General features: G+C 64.7%; 16 protein-coding genes. 6 read left to right on the top strand and 10 right to left on the bottom strand.

Annotated features, from left to right (window positions below; translation table 11 throughout):
* The first annotated feature begins 240 nt into the window (after nt 1-240).
* Nucleotides 241-4,266 (top strand): phosphoribosylformylglycinamidine synthase, encoded by a 4,026-nt coding sequence (gene purL, locus CEJ42_RS01230; protein ID WP_088749815.1) that lies wholly within the window; start codon nt 241-243, stop codon nt 4,264-4,266.
* Between the two features lie 178 nt (nt 4,267-4,444).
* Here purL and CEJ42_RS01225 read toward each other — a convergent pair whose 3' ends face one another.
* The 7 genes from CEJ42_RS01225 to CEJ42_RS01195 form a co-directional block, all read right to left on the bottom strand.
* A complete protein-coding gene (locus tag CEJ42_RS01225; protein WP_088749814.1) occupies nt 4,445-5,563 on the bottom strand; it encodes a porin in 1,119 nt (372 codons plus the stop codon).
* A 280-nt stretch (nt 5,564-5,843) separates the two neighbouring features.
* Complete coding sequence (locus CEJ42_RS01220) at nt 5,844-6,179, bottom strand: hypothetical protein (RefSeq protein WP_088749813.1); 336 nt, start codon at nt 6,177-6,179, stop codon at nt 5,844-5,846.
* A 272-nt stretch (nt 6,180-6,451) separates the two neighbouring features.
* On the bottom strand, nt 6,452-7,228 hold the full coding sequence (locus CEJ42_RS01215) for a peptidylprolyl isomerase (RefSeq protein WP_079215048.1): 777 nt from the start codon (nt 7,226-7,228) through the stop codon (nt 6,452-6,454).
* Between the two features lie 84 nt (nt 7,229-7,312).
* Nucleotides 7,313-7,597, bottom strand: coding sequence for a BolA family protein (locus tag CEJ42_RS01210; protein ID WP_079215047.1), 285 nt, complete (start codon nt 7,595-7,597; stop codon nt 7,313-7,315).
* On the bottom strand, nt 7,594-8,214 hold the full coding sequence (locus tag CEJ42_RS01205) for a septation protein A (protein ID WP_079215046.1): 621 nt from the start codon (nt 8,212-8,214) through the stop codon (nt 7,594-7,596). The genes CEJ42_RS01210 and CEJ42_RS01205 overlap by 4 nt, the downstream gene beginning before the upstream one ends.
* Before the next feature lie 74 nt (nt 8,215-8,288).
* Nucleotides 8,289-8,684 (bottom strand): peptide-methionine (R)-S-oxide reductase MsrB, encoded by a 396-nt coding sequence (gene msrB / locus CEJ42_RS01200; protein WP_079215045.1) that lies wholly within the window; start codon nt 8,682-8,684, stop codon nt 8,289-8,291.
* A gap of 86 nt (nt 8,685-8,770) precedes the next feature.
* A complete protein-coding gene (locus CEJ42_RS01195; RefSeq protein WP_088749812.1) occupies nt 8,771-10,264 on the bottom strand; it encodes a protein adenylyltransferase SelO in 1,494 nt (497 codons plus the stop codon).
* A 200-nt stretch (nt 10,265-10,464) separates the two neighbouring features.
* Between CEJ42_RS01195 and CEJ42_RS01190 the strand changes: the two genes are divergently transcribed.
* The 5 genes from CEJ42_RS01190 to CEJ42_RS01170 all read left to right on the top strand — a co-directional run bounded on the left by CEJ42_RS01190 (nt 10,465) and on the right by CEJ42_RS01170 (nt 14,608).
* Nucleotides 10,465-11,412 (top strand): branched-chain amino acid ABC transporter permease, encoded by a 948-nt coding sequence (locus tag CEJ42_RS01190; RefSeq protein WP_088749811.1) that lies wholly within the window; start codon nt 10,465-10,467, stop codon nt 11,410-11,412.
* 17 nt (nt 11,413-11,429) lie between these two features.
* The gene (locus CEJ42_RS01185) at nt 11,430-12,731 is read left to right on the top strand and encodes a branched-chain amino acid ABC transporter permease (RefSeq protein WP_088749810.1); all 1,302 of its coding nucleotides are present in this window, start codon (nt 11,430-11,432) and stop codon (nt 12,729-12,731) included.
* Nucleotides 12,728-13,486: an ABC transporter ATP-binding protein gene (locus CEJ42_RS01180; protein ID WP_088749809.1), complete on the top strand. Its 759-nt coding sequence runs from the start codon at nt 12,728-12,730 to the stop codon at nt 13,484-13,486. Before CEJ42_RS01185 ends, CEJ42_RS01180 begins: the two co-directional genes overlap by 4 nt.
* Nucleotides 13,479-14,195 (top strand): ABC transporter ATP-binding protein, encoded by a 717-nt coding sequence (locus tag CEJ42_RS01175; protein WP_088749808.1) that lies wholly within the window; start codon nt 13,479-13,481, stop codon nt 14,193-14,195. The genes CEJ42_RS01180 and CEJ42_RS01175 overlap by 8 nt, the downstream gene beginning before the upstream one ends.
* 128 nt (nt 14,196-14,323) lie before the next feature.
* On the top strand, nt 14,324-14,608 hold the full coding sequence (locus CEJ42_RS01170; protein ID WP_088750192.1) for a hypothetical protein: 285 nt from the start codon (nt 14,324-14,326) through the stop codon (nt 14,606-14,608).
* Nucleotides 14,609-14,708: 100 nt separating this feature from the next.
* On the opposite strand, the gene CEJ42_RS01165 is transcribed toward CEJ42_RS01170, so the two are convergent.
* From CEJ42_RS01165 to CEJ42_RS01155, 3 genes are all read right to left on the bottom strand, one after another.
* Entirely contained in the window at nt 14,709-16,025 is a 1,317-nt protein-coding gene (locus CEJ42_RS01165; protein ID WP_088749807.1) for an MFS transporter, read from the bottom strand.
* 143 nt (nt 16,026-16,168) lie between these two features.
* Entirely contained in the window at nt 16,169-17,365 is a 1,197-nt protein-coding gene (locus CEJ42_RS01160) for a type II toxin-antitoxin system HipA family toxin (RefSeq protein WP_165774369.1), read from the bottom strand.
* Nucleotides 17,355-17,627: a helix-turn-helix domain-containing protein gene (locus CEJ42_RS01155; protein WP_088749805.1), complete on the bottom strand. Its 273-nt coding sequence runs from the start codon at nt 17,625-17,627 to the stop codon at nt 17,355-17,357. Before CEJ42_RS01155 ends, CEJ42_RS01160 begins: the two co-directional genes overlap by 11 nt.
* Between the last annotated feature and the right edge of the window lie 28 nt (nt 17,628-17,655).

Here is a 17,655-nt window from a genome sequence, read left to right as displayed (position 1 = left end):
CGGCAAAAGGAGGGCGATGCGCTCGCTTTCTGTGGGCCGAACACCCCCGTCCACTGTATAATTCCGGCTTTGTCAGCAAACGCGCGCACGATTCATCAGTCCGGCGCAGCGTCCCTTGCCCGCGGCAGGCCCGGTCCTGTTGCAATGCGGCACGATGGATGCGCCCGGCGTCGGTGAACCGGTCCCTGCCGCGATGCTGCGACAGTCTTCCCGATTCAAGCTAACTGCCTCGACCTCGCCATGCTGATCCTGCCGGGCTCCAATGCCCTTTCCGCTTTCCGTACCCAACGTCTCCTGACCCAACTGCAAGCTGTCGACCCCGCCATCACCGGCGTGTCCGGCCGCCACCTGCACTTCGTCGACGCCGCCCAGGCGCTGACCCGGGAAGACGAGGCGCGCCTGAACGGCCTGCTCACCTACGGCGACCCGTTCAACGGCAGCGACGAGGGCGACGCCTTCGTGGTGATCCCGCGTTTCGGCACTATTTCGCCCTGGGCCAGCAAGGCCACCGACATCGTGCACAACTGCGGCATGGGCCATATCCACCGCGTCGAACGCGGCGTGATCTACCACGTGCAGGTCAAGAGCGGCCTGTTGGGCGGCGCCAAGAAGCTGGCCGAGGCCAGCATCCCGGCCGTGGCGGCGCTGCTGCATGACCGCATGACCGAGACCGTGCTGCGCCATCCGGACGAGGCCGCCGGCCTGTTCACCGAACTGCAGGCCAAGCCGCTGGAGTCGGTGGATGTGATCGGCGGCGGCCGCGCCGCGCTGGAGCGCGCCAATACCGAGCTGGGCCTGGCGCTCTCCGACGACGAAATCGATTACCTGGTGGACGCCTTCACCAAGGTGCAGCGCAATCCGACCGACGTCGAACTGATGATGTTCGCCCAGGCCAACAGCGAACACTGCCGCCACAAGATCTTCAACGCCGACTGGACCATCGACGGCGTGGCGCAGGACAAGTCGCTGTTCGGCATGATCAAGAACACCCACCAGCTGAACCCCAAGGGCACCGTGGTCGCCTACAGCGACAACTCCTCGATCATCGAAGGCGCCACCGTGCCGCGCTTCTACCAGCGCGGCGCCGGCCGCGGCAACGTCTACGAGGCATCGGAAGAGCTGACCCACATCCTGATGAAGGTGGAGACCCACAACCACCCGACCGCGATCTCGCCGTTCCCGGGCGCCTCCACCGGCGCCGGCGGCGAAATCCGCGACGAGGGCGCGACCGGCCGCGGCTCCAAGCCCAAGGCCGGCCTGACCGGCTTCACCGTCTCCAACCTGATGGTCACGCATGCCGTGCAGCCGTGGGAAAACGCGCGCGACGTGGCGCAGCCGGCGGCGTCCCGCGACGCCCATGCGCAGGGCGGCATCTACGGCAAGCCCGAACGCATCGCTTCGCCGCTGCAGATCATGATCGACGGCCCGCTGGGCGGCGCCGCGTTCAACAACGAATTCGGCCGTCCCAACCTGGGCGGTTATTTCCGCACCTACGAGCAGAACGTGGGCGGCCAGGTGATGGGCTATCACAAGCCCATCATGATCGCCGGCGGCATGGGCAACATCTCGGCCAAGCACACCAAGAAGAGCGACCTGCCGGTGGGCAGCCTGCTGATCCAGCTGGGCGGTCGCGGCATGCGCATCGGCATGGGCGGCAGCGCCGCTTCGTCGATGGCCACCGGCGTGAACACCGCCGACCTGGACTTCGACTCCGTGCAACGCGGCAATCCGGAGATGGAGCGCCGCGCCCAGGAAGTCATCAACGCCTGCTGGGCGCTGGGTGACGAGAACCCCATCCTGTCGATCCACGACGTCGGCGCCGGCGGCCTGTCCAACGCCTTCCCGGAAATCACCAACGACGCCAAGCGCGGCGCGCTGTTCGACCTGCGCCGTGTACCGCTGGAAGAGTCCGGCTTGGCGCCCAAGGAAATCTGGAGCAACGAATCGCAAGAGCGCTACGTGCTGGCCATCGCGCCCGAGCACCTGGAGCTGTTCACCTACCTGTGCGAGCGCGAGCGTTCGCCGTTCGCCGTGGTCGGCACCGCCACCGAAGAGCGCCAGCTGAAGGTGATCGACCCCGAGCACAACAACAGCCCGGTCGACATGCCGATGGACGTGCTGCTGGGCAAGCCGCCCAAGATGCACCGCGACGTCAAGCACGTCGAGCAGCAGCTGCCGCCGGTGGACCTGACCGGCATGGACCTGGTGGAAGTCTCGCACCGCGTGCTGCGCCTGCCGGCCGTGGCCGACAAGTCCTTCCTGATCACCATCGGCGACCGTAGCGTGGGCGCCATGACCGTACGCGACCAGATGGTCGGCCCGTGGCAGGTGCCGGTGGCCGACGTGGCGGTGACCGCGATGGGCCTGGAAGGCTATCGCGGCGAAGCCATGGCCATGGGTGAGCGCACCCCGCTGGCGGTGATCGACGCCGCCGCTTCGGGCCGCATGGCCGTGGGCGAGGCGATCACCAACATCGCCGCCGCCCCGATCGCCGAGATCGGCGACATCAAGCTGTCGGCCAACTGGATGGCCGCCTGCGGCCAGCCCGGCCACGACGCGGCGCTGTTCGACACCGTCAAGGCGGTCGGCATGGAGCTGTGCCCGGCGCTGGGCATCTCGATCCCCGTGGGCAAGGACTCGCTGTCCATGCGCAGCACCTGGAGCGACGATGAAGGCGCCAAGTCCGTCACCTCGCCGGTGTCGCTGATCGTGTCTTCGTTCGCGCCGGTGACCGACATCCGCCGCGTGCTCACGCCGCAGCTGCGCCGCGACAAGGGCGACACCGTCCTGATCGCCATCGACCTGGGCCGCGGCAAGAACCGCATGGGCGCCTCGGCGCTGACGCAGGTGATGCAGCAGATCGGCAACGAGACCCCGGACGTGGACAGCGCGGAAGACCTGAAGGGCTTCTTCAACGCCATCCAGCAACTCAACGAACAAGGCAAGCTGCTGGCGTACCACGACCGCTCCGACGGCGGCCTGTTCGCCGCGCTGACCGAAATGGCCTTCGCCGGCCGCACCGGCATCTCGGTCAACCTCGACATCCTGACCATGGAAGGCGGCCACGGCGACGACTGGGGCGATTCCAAGAACTGGACCACCCAGGTCGCCGAGCGCCGCAACGAGCAGACCCTGCGCGCGCTGTTCAACGAAGAACTGGGCGCTGTGATCCAGGTGGCCGCAGCGGAGAAGTCGGAAGTCATGAACGTGCTGCGCAGCTTCAACCTGGGCGCCTGCAGCCACATCATCGGCAAGCCGAATGACCGCGACGTGGTCGAGTTCATGCGCGACGCCAAGAACATCTACAGCCAGACCCGCATCGAACTGCAGCGCGCCTGGAGCGAGACCAGCTGGCGCATCGCCCGCCTGCGCGACAACCCGGCCTGCGCCGACGCCGAATACGACCGCATCCTGGACGCGGCCGACCCCGGCATCACGCCCAAGCTGACGTTCGACCCGCAGGAAGACATCGCAGCTCCGTTCCTGAACATCGGCGCCGCCGCGCGTCCCAAGGTGGCGATCCTGCGCGAGCAGGGCGTGAACTCGCACATCGAGACCGCGTTCGCCATGCACAAGGCCGGCTTCACCGCGGTCGACGTGCACATGAGCGACCTGATCGCCAACCGCGCCAAGCTGGACGACTTCAAGGGCTTCATCGCCGTCGGCGGCTTCTCCTACGGCGACGTGCTGGGCGCCGGCGAAGGCTGGGCCAAGACCATCCTGTTCAACGCGCAGCTGGCCGAGCAGTTCTCGCGCTTCTTCGGCCGCGACGACACCTTCTCGCTGGGCATCTGCAACGGTTGCCAGATGATGAGCAACCTGAAGTCGATGATCCCGGGCGCGGAAGCCTGGCCCAAGTTCACCCGCAACAAGTCCGAGCAGTTCGAGGCGCGTTTCGTGAACGTGGAAGTGGCCGACTCGCCGTCGATCTTCATGCAGGGCATGGCCGGCACCCAGGCGCCGATCGCCACCGCCCACGGCGAAGGCTTCGCCGACTTCTCGCAGACCGGCGACATCACCAAGGCCATCGTGGCCATGCGCTACGTCGACAACAAGGGCGCCGTCACCGAAGGCTATCCGTACAACCCGAACGGCTCGCCGCAAGGCATCACCTCGGTGACCACGCCGGACGGCCGCTTCACGGTGCTGATGCCGCACGCCGAGCGCGTGTTCCGCACGGTGACCCAATCCTGGCACCCGGATGCCTGGGGCGAGGATTCGCCGTGGATGCGCATGTTCCGTAACGCCCGCAAGTGGGTGGGCTGATCGGCTTGGTCCAGTGATCCGGCAGGGCCCGCTTCGGCGGGCGTGCCGGAACGCAGGACAAACGCAAGACAAACGCAGGACGATAAAAAAGCGCAGTTCCTTTCGGAACTGCGCTTTTTGTTTTCCGGCGGGAGCTTGCCGTTGCCGCCTCCGGGGACGCGGCAACGTTCAGTTCCGATCAGAAGATGTGGCGGATGCCCATGCCGACGGTGGTCAGGCTGTTCTTGCCCGATGCCGAGTTGGTCAGCTCGTACACAGCTGCGTCCTTGGCCTTGTTGTAGTCGATGGTGGCATACACCTGGGTGCGCTTGGACAGCGCGTAGTCAGCCCAGCCGACCACGGCGTAACGCTTGCCGTCGCCGACATTGCCCAGGCCGCTGTACGACACGTTCTTGCTCTTGTCGTAGTAGAACGCGCCGGTCAGGGTCAGGGCGCTGGTAGCCTTGTAGCTGGAGCCCAGGAAGAAACCGTTGTCCTTGCGTTCGTTGCCGGTGGTGGCCGCGACGGTGCTGGCGGTGGTCCAGCCGGTGGTGTCGCTGTCGACAGCCATGTAGGCGCCGGTGGTGCCGGTTTGATCCTTGATGTTGAACCAGCCGCCGAATACCTTGGCCGGGCCGAAGTCATAGGAAGCCGACAGGTTCCAGACGGTGTCCTTGTAGCTGGAGTTGGTCGCGCTCACAGTTTGCTGGAAGCCGCCGCCGACGGCGAAGGCGCCTGCGGTGTAGCGCAGCGAGCTGCTGAACTGGCTGCCCATGCGGGTCGAGCCGGCCTTTTCGCCGAAGGCCCAGCTGGCCGCAGCCGACACCGGACCGAAGTCGCCGTCATAGCGCAGCATGTTGGGCGTACGGATCAGGGTACCGGCGGCCGGCAGCCAGGAGTTGCTGCCGTAGTTGCCGACGGTCAGCGGATCGAAGTGGTCGGCCAGCAGGTCGAACAGCGGGGTGTTCTGACGACCCATGCGGACCTTGCCGAAGCTGCCTGCCAGGCCAACCCACGATTGACGACCGAACAGCGAACCGCCTTGCAGCATGGCGCCGTTGTCGCTGCTGAAACCGTTTTCCAGCTGGAACATGGCCTTCAGGCCGCCGCCGAGGTCTTCGGTGCCCTTGAAGCCGATACGGCTGTTGGCAATGGCGCCGTTATCCACGCGGATGACGCTGCTGCCGTTGGCGTTGGCGTTGCTGAGATAGTGCAGGCTGGTATCGACGATGCCGTAGATGGTCACGGTCGATTGCGCAAACGCGGCGCCGCCGGTGGTCAGACCGGCAGCGAGCAGCAGCATGGAACTCTTTTTCATAGGTGTCTCTCCTGATACCACGATGTTGTGTAATGAGCGGCGCCGCGGAGCGACTTTATGTGCCTCCCCCCGTAACGCCTTTTTATGCCGCGGCTCTTTCTGCTCTTGATGCTTGGTGAGCGCGCGGCCTTGCCCCGATTGAAGCAGGATCGAAGAATATCAGAATGCGTATTGGTGAAATGATTGATTTGAGGCCGATAAATTTTAATTTTAAAATTATTTATAAAAAATAAATCGATTTGTTAAATGGGTATTTCCCATTTTTTCATAAACAAAAAAGCTATTGGGGAATTTTGCCTGCTGATTCCCGTCGGGCAAGAATGCGTTTCGTGGCCAGCAAAATGGCCGACGCGACGGCGGCGATCATGCCCAGGACGGTCAGGCGAAGGCCGACCTGGAAGATGGCGGGCATCTCCGGCCCCTCTGCGAATTCGGCGCTGACCAGGCTGGTCAGCGTGCCGCCGCACAGCAGCAGCAACAAGACAAGCCAGTACCAGCGCGGCGGGCTGCGTCGCATGACGCGGTGGATGCAGAAGACGACGCAGGCCAGCAGCAGGACGATGCCCATCAGGGGCAGCAGGAAATTGAGGGACAGGACGGTTTGCAGCGGGGGCATCGACAGGCTCCATGAAGGTCGGGAGTGATCTGTGAGCCGGATTTTTCGCGGAGATTCCGCCTTCTCGGTTGCGTGGCGCAATTTTAGAAGAAGATCTGCAAATCGCTCGGGATACTTCGGTTATATCGCAGGTTGTATTGCGGGTTGGATCACAGCGGCTTCTCGATTCGGCACGATCAAGGCCGGGCCAATGGAGATAATGGAGATATCCGCGGGCATAAAAAAACCGGCAAGGATGCTTGCCGGTTTTTTGTACTGCCGAAGGGAATTGCTTACTGCACCTTGGCCTTCTTGCGCAGTTCTTCCTGGTAAGCCTGCAGCTTCTTCTGTTGCAGGGCTTCGGCGATCTGCGGCTTGACTTCGTCCAGGGTCGGGACCTTGGCCGGACGCACGTCTTCCAGCTTGATCACGTGCCAGCCGAACTGGGTCTGCACCGGGGTCGGGGTGACTTCACCCTTCTTCAGGGCGACCATGGCGTCGGAGAACGGCTTGACGAAGGAGGCCGGGGTTGCCCAGTCCAGGTCGCCGCCGTTGGCAGCCGAACCGGTGTCCTTCGATTGCTTGGCCAGGTCTTCGAACTTGGTGCCGGCCTTCAGCTTGGCGATGATGGCGTCGGCGTCTTCCTTCTTGTCGACCAGGATGTGGCGGGCGTGGTATTCCTTGTCGCCGGCCTGGGCCTTGAACTTGTCGTATTCAGCCTTGATGTCGGCGTCCGACACCGGGTTCTTCTTCAGGTAGTCGGCGATCAGCGCGCGGATCACGATGGACTGGCGGGCCAGTTCCAGCTGGTTCTTGACGTCGGAGCTGTTGGACAGGCCTTGCTTGTCCGCTTCCTGCATCAGGATCTCACGGTTCACCAGTTCTTCCTTGATGGCGCCGCGCAGTTGCGGGGTATCCGGCTGGCCTTGGGAAGTCATTTGCTTGACCATCAGATCAGCGCGGGACGAAGGGATCGCCTTGCCGTTGACGACGGCCAGGTTTTGGGCGAAAGCCGGGATGGAAGCGATTGCGAACAGCAGAACCAGCAGGCGAGCGGGTTTGAATGTCATTGTTGAAATCCTAGAAAAGAAAGGAATGAATCAAAAACGGAGATTGGAAAACAGGAGGGATGGCGTCGGTCGTTGTTCTTGGTCTCAGTTCTTTGCCTCTGATGGGGCCAGCGCCACGATGGCGAGCGCGTGTATCTCATGCTGCATCAGGTCGGACAGGCAATCATACACCAGCCGATGCCGATTCACGCGATTTTTACCCTCGAACAAGCCCGAAACCAGGCGGATCCTGTAGTGTCCTCCGCCTGAGGCCGCGCCTGCATGACCGGCATGCAGTGCGGACTCGTCTTCGACCAGACATTCCGAGGGCGAGAAAGTTGCAAGAAGCTTCTCGCGGATGCGCGCGGGACGGGTATCGGCCGCGCTCATTCGGCGTCTTTCATGTACTTCGACAGGAACAGGCTCTGGCCGATGATGAACACGAACATCAGCCCCATGCTGCCGAACATCTTGAAGTTGACCCAGGTGTCGAGCGGGTAGTTGAAGGCGATGTAGAGGTTGAGCACGCCCATCACGGCGAAGAACAAGATCCAGGCCAGATTCAGGCGCGGCCAGATCGGTTCGGGCAGGCTGACCTGCTTTTCCATCATCACGCGGATCAGGTTCTTCTTCATGAACAGCTGCGAGAACAGCAGCGCCACGCCGAAGGCCCAGTACAGGATGGTGGGCTTCCACTTGATGAAGGTGTCGTCGCGGAAGTAGATGGTGGCGCCGCCGAAGACCACGATGATGGCCAGCGACACCCACAGCATGGCGTCCACCTTGCGACGGCGCAGCAGCAGCCAGCCGATCTGCGCCAGCGAGGCGACGATCGCCACCGCGGTCGACAGCAGGATCGGCGCCTGCGCGGCGGTGACCGCCCCGGCCGACATGGCGCCGCCCAGGTATTGCATGACCAGGTCCTGCGCGGTCGCGGGGTGCCCTTCGGCCCACTTGAAGACGCCGAAAAAGAGGATGACGGGGAACAGATCGAACAAAAACTTCATCTTGCGGATTTTTTCATGAATCGGGTTGATCGGCAGTCATCCGTTACACATCGAAACAGCTTGGCGCAGGATCCTTACGCGGGATCGAAGCGCAGCGAAGCCGAGTTGATGCAATAGCGCAGTCCGGTCGGCGGCGGGCCGTCGGGGAAGACGTGACCCAGGTGGGCGTCGCAGACGTTGCAGATGATCTCGGTGCGAATCATGCCATAACTGCGGTCCAGTTTTTCACGGACGTTGGCAGGATCGATGGGTTCGAAGTAACTGGGCCAGCCGCAACCCGAGTCGAACTTGGCGTCGGAGGTGAACAGCGGCGTGTCGCAGCACACGCAGGTGTAGGTTCCGGCTTCGTGGTGATCCCAGTAGCGGCCGGTGAAAGCGCGCTCGGTGGCGGCTTCGCGGGCGACCTGGTATTCGAGGGGATCGAGCTGCTCGCGCCATTGGGCTTCGGTCTTTTCTACGCGCTTGGTCATGTGGGGCTCCTTTGTGCTGCTGGCTGACGGGATGGTTAAGCTTGCGTGGCGGCAAGTGTAATGCGTTTTGCGCCGCGGCGTCGCGCTCAGGACGAGCAGCTTACCTCCAGATGGCTGGCCCAGCCGGGCGGCAGGTCGGCGTACTTGTCGTGCTCGGGCTGCTCGTCGAAGGGGCGGCGCAGGATGGCCTGCAGTTTCGCCACCTCCGAGAAGTCCTTCTGCTGCGCCTTCTCGATGGCGACCTGGGCCAGATAATTGCGTAGCACGTATTTGGGGTTGACCGCGTGCATTGCAAGGCGGCGCTGGCCGTCGTCGCTGGCCTCGGTGCGCAGGCGCTCGCGGTATTGCGCGGCCCAGGCGTCGAAGGCGGGGCGGTCGATGATGAGGTCGCGGATGGGCTCGTCGGACGCCGGATTGCCGATCTGCAACTCGCCCAGGCGGCGGAAGAACAGCGTGAAATCGACATGGCCGTTCTGCAGGATGGCAAACATGGCGTCGATCAGCTTGTCGTCGTCGGGGCGGGATGTGGTCAGGCCCAGTTTGGCATGCAGCAGCTGGTCCTGTTTTGCCTCGAACACGGCCTCATAGCCGGCCAGCGCGGCTTCGGTGTCTTCCACGCTGCCCACCAGCGGCAGCATGGCCTGGCCCAGCGCGAAGCAGTTCCACTGGCCGATGCGCGGCTGCATCTGGTAAGAGTAGCGGCCTTGGCTGTCGGTGTGGTTGCAGATGTGGCGGGCGTCGAAGGCCTCCATGAAGCCGAACGGCCCGTAGTCCAGCGTCAGGCCGAGGATGGACATGTTGTCGGTGTTCATCACGCCGTGCATGAAACCCACCGCCTGCCACTGCGCCATCAGCTCGGCGGTGCGGCGGGTGACCTCGCTCAGCAGCGCCTTGTAGGGGTTGGCCTGCTGCAGCAGGGCCGGATAGAACTGCTCCAGCACCGCGTCGGCCAGGATCTTCAGCTCGTCGAAGCGCTGGTTGTAATACCAGTGCTCGAAGGAGCCGAAGCGGATGAAGCTGGGCGCCATGCGCGTGACCACGGCGGCGCTCTCCGCCGCCTCGCGCAGCACGCGCTGGTCGGAGCCGGTCACGGCCAGGGCGCGCGTGGTGGGGATGCCGAGCGCGGCCATCGCCTCCGAGCAGAGGAATTCGCGAATCGACGAGCGCAGCACGGCGCGGCCGTCGCCCATGCGGGAATAGGGCGTCTGGCCCGAGCCCTTCAGTTGCAGCTCCATACGGCCTGCGCCGTCGGCCGCCGGCACGTCGCCCAGCGAAATCGCGCGGCCGTCGCCCAACTGGCCGGCCCAGACGCCGAACTGGTGGCCGGAATACACCGCCGCCAGCGGCTGCGAGCCCGCGGCGATGCGGTTGCCGGTGAAGACGTCGAGGAAGTCCGGATGCCGCGTCGCCGCCGCATCCAGGCCGATGACGGCGGCGGCGTCCTCGCTGAAGCCGACCAGGTAGGGCGCGGGCAGCGGGGTCGGCTGCAGGCGCGTATAGAAGGCCGGCGGCAGCTGCGCGAAGCGGTTGTCGAAGCTGAGGAGGGCGGGGGCGTCGGTGATATCGTTGGTCGTCGTCATGGCGGGCAGATGATGCCTGCGCGCGGAAGTTGCAAGAGGGCGTTCGCATGGGGCTTCCGGCGCAATCCGTCATTTTGACAGAGAAGCGCGAATCCCATAGGATCGCGCTACTTTTCAGCGCGGCCGGTTTCGGCCGGGCAACTTCCGTCGCGCATCTCCCCGCGCATGGGCGCCGGAGCTCCTCAAGGCACATGACACCGTTGGAATTCGTACTGATCACCTTCCTGAACGGCCTGGGCTACGGCTTCCTGCTGTTCATGCTGTCCTCCGGGCTGACGCTGATCTACAGCATGATGGGCGTGCCCAACTTCGCCCACGCCAGCTTCTACATGCTGGGCGCCTATGTCGCCTATTCGATTTCCACGGTGCTGGGCTTCTGGCCGGCGCTGTTCATCGCGCCCGTCGCGGTCGGCCTGGCCGGCGCGCTGGTGGAGCACTACGGCCTGCGCATCGTGCACCGCTACGGCCATGTGCCCGAGCTGCTGTTTACCTTCGGGCTGTCCTATCTGGTGGTGGAGGCGGTGCAGCTGGTGTGGGGGCGCTCGCCGGTGCCTTACCGCATTCCGCCGTCGCTGGAGGGCACCTTGTTCACGCTGTACTCGACCTCCTTCCCGGTCTACCGCGGCTTCATGCTGCTGGTGGCGGCGGCCATGCTGCTGGCCATCTGGCTGGTGCTGCGCCATACCCGCATCGGCCTGACCATCCAGGCCGCGCTGACCCATCCGCACATGGCCGAGGCGCTGGGCCACAACGTGCCGCGCGTGTTCATGCTGGTGTTCGGCGGCGGCTGCGCGCTGGCCGCGCTGGCCGGCGTGATCGGCGGCAATGCCTTCGTCACCGAACCCGGGATGGCCGCCGGCGTGGGCAGCATCATCTTCGTGGTGGTGGTGGTCGGCGGGCTGGGTTCGCTGGCCGGGGCGTTCATCATTTCCCTCCTGATCGGCCTGATGCAGACCTTCGCGGTGGCGCTCGACTATTCGCTGGGCGGCCTGCTGGCCGCGCTGCACGTGAGCGCGCCCGCATCCGGTCCGCTGGCGCCGGTGCTGCGCCTGACGCTGGCGCAGGTCGCGCCCATCCTGCCTTACCTGCTGCTGGTGGGCATGCTGATCGTGCGGCCCAAGGGCCTCATGGGCAAGCGGGAAGGGTGAGGGCGATGACGATAACGATGAAGCGATCCCAGCTCCCCTGGCTGTGCTTTGCGCTGGCCCTGCTGGCCGCGCCGCTGGTGTTTCCGCAGAGCGCGGCGCTGTCGCTGTTGTCGCAGATGGGCACGATGGTGCTGCTCTGCCTGTCCTACAACATGCTGCTGGGCGAGGGCGGCATGCTGTCCTTCGGGCATGCGGTGTATTCGGGGCTGGGCGCGTTCGGCGCGATCCATCTGATGAACCGCATCGGCGACGGCAGCGTGATGTTCCCGATCACCCTGGTGCCGCTGGCCGGCGGCGTGGTCGGGGCCTTGTGCGGCGTGGTGTTCGGCTACCTGACCACGCGCCGCGCCGGCACCACCTTCTCGATGATCACGCTGGGGCTGGTGGAACTGGTGTCGGCCGGCGTGCTGATGTTCCCGGATCTGTTCGGCGGCGAGGGCGGCATCTCGGGCAACCGGGTGGTGGGCGAGCCGGTGCTGGGCATCAGCTACGGGCCCCAGATCGAGGTCTACTACCTGATCGCGGGCTGGCTGCTGGTCTGCGCGGCGGCCATCCATGCGCTGCGGCACACGCCGCTGGGGCGCATCCTCAACGCCGTGCGCGACAACCCGGAGCGCGCCGCCTTCATCGGCTACGACCCGCAACGGGTGCGCTACCTGGCGCTGATCCTGTCGGCCTTTTTCGCCGGCGTCTCGGGCGGGCTGTCGGCGATCAATTTCGAGATCGTCAGCGCCGAATATGTGGGCGCGCTGCGTTCGGGCTCCATCCTGCTGTTTACTTTCATCGGCGGCGCCGCCTATTTCTACGGCCCCATCATCGGCGGCGTGGTCGGGGTGCTGTTCGCTTCGCTGCTGTCGGCCTATACGCAAGCCTGGCAGTTCTACCTCGGGGCCTTCTTCATCCTGATCGTGATGTGCGTGCCGGGCGGCCTGGCGCGCCTGATCGACAACCTGGCGCGCGTGCTGCGCGCCCATGCCTTCAAGGGCGAGCTGGCGCGCCTGCTGGCCGGGCTTGCGGCGGCCGGCCTGGCGGTGCTGGCGGGCCTGGTATTGGCCACCGAGATGGCCTACCAGCTGAGCCTGGGCAGCCTGGCCGACGCCGGCCAAGGCATGGCGCCGGCGGTGCTGTTCGGGGTCGCTTTCGATGTGCATTCGCCGCTCGCCTGGGGCGCGGCGGCCTTGTCGGCCGCGTTGGGCATCGCCGCCATCGCGCGCCTGCGCGCCCCGTGGTCGGTCGCCTGGAGCCGCGCCTGGAAGACGATGGAAGCCGCCGAGCACGAGCGCCGCGCGGCCGCGCTGCAGGAACGGGGGGCGCCATGAGCGAGGCCTTGTCGCTGGAGTTGCAGGGCGTGCGCAAGGCCTTCGACCGCGCCGAGATCATCTGCGGCGTCGACCTGCAGCTGCGGGAAGGCGAGCGCTGCGCGCTGATCGGCCCCAACGGCGCCGGCAAGTCCAGCCTGTTCAACCTGGTGTCGGGCCGCCACCAGGCCGATGCCGGCCGCATCCTGCTGCACGGCGAGGACATCACGCGCAGCACGCCGCAGGCCATCAACCGGCTGGGGCTGGCGCGCAGCTTCCAGATCTCCAGCCTGTTCCCGCGCCTGTCGGCCTTCGAGAACGTACGTTGCGCGGTGCTGTGGAAGCTGGGCTACCGCTATGCCTTCTGGCGCCGCATCGGCCGCCTGCGCGACGCCGCCGACCGCGCCCATGAAGTGTTGGAGCGGGTGGGCCTGCTGGCGCGCGCGCACTTGCCGGCCGGCGAGCTGAGCTACGCCGACCAGCGCGCGCTGGAGCTGGCCGTGACCATCGCCGCCGACGCCTCGGTGATCCTGCTGGACGAACCCACGGCCGGCATGAACCGGGCCGAGGCCCAGGCCATGGTGGCGCTGATCCGGGAAGTCACGCACGGCAAGACCCTGCTGATGGTGGAGCACGACATGCAGGTCGTGTTCGGCCTGGCCGACCGCATCGCGGTGATGGACAACGGCCGCGTGATCGCCTGCGACGGCGCCGAGCGGATCCGCGCCAATCCCGAGGTGCAGCGTCTTTATCTGAACCGGAGCATCGATGGCTGAGCGCGAACCCTTGCTGCAAGTGTCGGGATTGCACGCCTGGTACGGCCAGAGCCATGTGCTGCAGGGCGTGGACCTGCAGGTCGGCGCCGGCGAGATCGTCAGCGTGCTGGGCCGCAACGGCGCCGGGCGCTCGACGCTGCTCAAGGCGCTCATCGGCCAGGTCAGGAGCGAAGGCGCGCTGCGTTTCGGCGGCGAGGACATCCTCGGCCTGCCGACCTACGAGATCGCCCGCCGGGGCATCGGCTACGTGCCGGAGAGCCGCGACGTATTCCCCGCGCTGACGGTGGAGCAGAACCTGCTGCTGGGCAGCAAGAGCGGCAAGAGCAACAAGGACGGCTGGAGCTTGGACGACATGTACGCCATGTTCCCCTCGCTGCACAAGCGGCGCGGCGTGGCGGCCGGATCGCTCTCCGGCGGCGAGCAGCAGATGCTGTCGCTGGCGCGCGCGCTGATGGGCAATCCGCGGCTGATGCTGGTCGACGAGCCCGCCGAGGGCTTGTCGCCGCAGATGGTGGAGCAGGTGGCGCGCTACCTGCGGCTGCTGCGCGAACGCCAGGTCGCGGTGCTGCTGATCGAGCAGAAGCAGGCCATCGCGCTGGACATTTCGCAGCGCGTCTACGTGATGGGCCGTGGCGAGATCGTCTTCCACGGCACGCCGGGTCAATTGCTGGCCGATGAGGGCGTGCAGCGCGACTGGCTGTCGGTCTGAATTCCGGTTCGCGGCGCGGCCGTCACGCCGGTCTTCGCCGCCATATTTCACGGTATTTCGCAAAGATGCCGATAGCGGCGCCATGGGCGGGGATGGACAATGCCCGCTTTCCATTGTGCGGCGTCGCCATGCTCAATTACCTGCTTTTCCTCGCGCTTGCCGTACTGGCGGTGTATGCGGCCGACCGCGTCTGGCTGCGCCACGTCGCGCGCGCCGGCGAACGCCTGCATGACCCGGAGGGCTACCTGGAACTGAGCGCGCGCATGACCGAGTTGTGCCACGGCGACCGCCGCCAGGTCGACCTGCTCATCGAAGAACAGAAACGCCTGCATCCGCAGGCCACGCACGCCGAAGCGGTGCGGCTGGCGATGCGCCGGCTGCTGGAGCCGCAGGCCGTGGCTTCCCGGCGCTGACGCGTTAATGCCGGAACAGACAGGCAAAAAAAACGGCGGCCTCCGAAGAAGCCGCCGTTTTCACCTCAGGGCCGCCAGGCGGCCGCATTGCTCATCCGACTTACTTGTTCACCAGCTTGGCCGGCAGGGTCAGCGTCAGCAGGCCGCCGATCACCAGCGACACGGCCAGCACGTACATGCCGGCGTTGGTGCTCTGGGTGGTGTCCTTCAGCCAGCCCACCAGGAAGGGGCTGACGAAGCCGGCCAGGTTGCCCAGCGAGTTGATCAGCGCGATGCCGGCGGCGGCCGCGGTGCCCGACAGGAAGGCGGTCGGCAGGCTCCAGAACAGCGGCAGCGTGGTCAGGATGCCCATGCTGGCCAAGGTCAGCGACGCCATCGCCATCACGGTGTTGTGATCGTACACGGTGGACGCCAGCAGGCCCACGCAGCCCAGGAAGGCCGGGATCGCGACGTGCCAGCGGCGTTCGCGGCGCGCGTCGGCGCTGCGGCCGATCAGCACCATCGCCACGGCGGCGAAGGCGTAGGGGATCGCGGTCAGCAGGCCGACGTTGAGCGGATCGGTCACGCCGGTGGTCTTGATGATGGTCGGCAGCCAGAAGCTCACGCCATACAGGCCCATCACGAAGCAGAAGTAGATCAGCGCGCCCAGCCAGACGCGGCTGTTGGAGAACATGGCCGACAGGGACAGGTGTTCCTTCTGGCTTTCTTCCTGGCTGATCTTGGACTCCAGCAGTTTCTTTTCATCTTCGGACAGCCAGGTGGCGTCGCGGATGCGGTCCTTCATGTACATGATGACCAGCACGCCCAGGATCAGCGAGGGAATCGCCTCCAGGATGAACATCCACTGCCAGCCGGTGTGGCCCCAGATGCCGGGCATGGCGTGCATGATCCAGCCCGACAGCGGGCCGCCGACCACGCCCGAGAGCGCGATGCCGGTCATGAACAGCGCGGTGATCTTGCCGCGGCGCTCGGCCGGGTACCAGTAGGTCAGGTACAGGATCACGCCGGGGAAGAAGCCGGCTTCGGCCACGCCCAGCAGGAAGCGCATGAGATAGAACATTTCCGGCGTGGTGACATAGGCCATGCCGCCGGAGATGATGCCCCAGGTGATCATGATGCGGGCGATCCACATGCGCGCGCCCACCTTGTGCAGGATCATGTTGCTGGGGATTTCGAAGATGAAGTAACCGATGAAGAAGATGCCCGCGCCCAGGCCGTAGATGGTCTCGCTGAACTTCAGGTCATTGAGCATCTGCAGCTTGGCGAAGCCGACGTTGACGCGGTCGAGGTAGGAGGCCACGTAGCACAGGAACAGCAGCGGCAGGAGCCGCCAGGTCACCTTGCTGTAGGTGGCGTCTTCAAAGGATGATGCCTGGCTGCTGCCGGGCGAGGCGGTGGCGCCTGCGTTGTAAGTCATGTCTCACTCCTGAATATATCGTTATGGATTTTTTGTGTTGCGTACCTGCTCGAGCCTTGTTTTTCTGATGGTTGTCACGTGGCGGCGGCCGGGCGGTGCCTGCATTGTAGTAGCGGCGGCGTTATTGTCAATGCATTGCCGCGTCAGCCTGGAACGCCAATGCTGGAGGCTCCTTTCACTATCTCCGGATGCATGAGTTTCCAGATGGGGCCGGGCTCAATGTCCGGTGAGTAGGACCTGACGACGTCAATGACGCGGTCGATGATTTCCTGCGGTCGGTCCAGCTGGCAATGCGCCTTGCCGAATTCAATCAGCTCGGCGCGGGTCGGCCATGACTTGGCCTTGTTCATCTTCAATGCCAGCGTGTCCCTCGGCAGGTACGCCGTGGTGCACACGACGTCATAAAGCGGTGAGAGTCGCACGTCATGCGTCTGTGGCGTGCAATACAGCAGGCCGAAGTTCTTCAAATGCGCATCGCCGTTGCGTACGGCCACCGAGAGTGTCAGGGCCTGGAAGAAGGTGGCCAGCGATGGTGTCTTGTGGATTGCACTGGCGAAAATGTCGATGGCTTTGGCGATGTTCTCGTAGCTGGAATCGTATTTCTCCCGGTTCTGTTTGCCGGTGAGCGCCGTCATGTCCTCGAATCCCAGGTAGCGGCCGCTTGTGGCGTCGATATCGAAGCGCTCGATGACGAATACTTCCCTGTTGTCGGACAGCCAAAACAGTGGAACCTCAATGCCGGCGAGCCTGGCCATGCTCATGCAGTGGTATTCGTTTTCTGCCAGGCCGTCATAGTCTGCGCCGCTGGCCTTGATGATGAGGTTGCGATCCTTCATGTGGCCTTTTTCGACGGTTTCCTTTCCGCCATAGGCGGACACCAGCACCTTGGGTTGCACACCTGAAATGCCCGAGGTGGCGGCGTATTTTTGCGCAAGGTGGTCGAACAGGCTTTCACTGCCTTTCCAGGCAAGCAGGGCCGACAGATCTTCGGCCTTGATCGGCACCGACGGATTGTCATCGATATTGACGCTGACGCGGCCAATCGTGTCGGCACCCACCAGCGCCAGCAGATTGAAATCGTCCATCTTCATGGCCTTGCCGAAGTGCGCATGGAGCCAGTCCAGCAAATAGCCTTCAGGAAGATTCTGGCGCAATACGCCGGGCAAGAGACTCGAGGAGTAGGTTTGCGCGCGTAGCGGCATCGTCAGGCTGATTTCGCAAGCCGAATCCTCAGTCCGGTATCCGAACACGAACTGGGATTCGCGCGAGAGTTGTCCTGCCGCCCCCTGGCTGGTATGCACGTGAAGATGTTTGAGCCGTTTCGGCACTTCAGCCTTCATCGTCATCCTCGTCATCGGCAAAGATGGCGCTCAACTCCGACTCGGTCGGGCGTTTGGGCGTTTCGGTGATGGTTATCGACAGTCCGACTGCATTGAGGACGCGCTCCAGCTTGCGGTAGCCGATGTCGTTGGCGCCGGAGCCGCCTTCCAGTTCGATCAAGGTGCGTCGGCCGATGTGCGCACGGCTCGCCAGCTCGGCCTGGGTGAGGCCGAGCTGGCGGCGCCTGGTCGTGATGAGATGGGCGATGGCTAGCGTGTTCATGTGCAAAATTTAGCACAAATAATGTTAA

It is taken from the genome of Herbaspirillum robiniae (genome assembly GCF_002213415.1).
Lineage (GTDB): Bacteria > Pseudomonadota > Gammaproteobacteria > Burkholderiales > Burkholderiaceae_D > Herbaspirillum > Herbaspirillum robiniae.
Note: the sequence above shows the minus strand (reverse complement) of the source record. Positions and strands in the feature narration are given on the sequence as shown.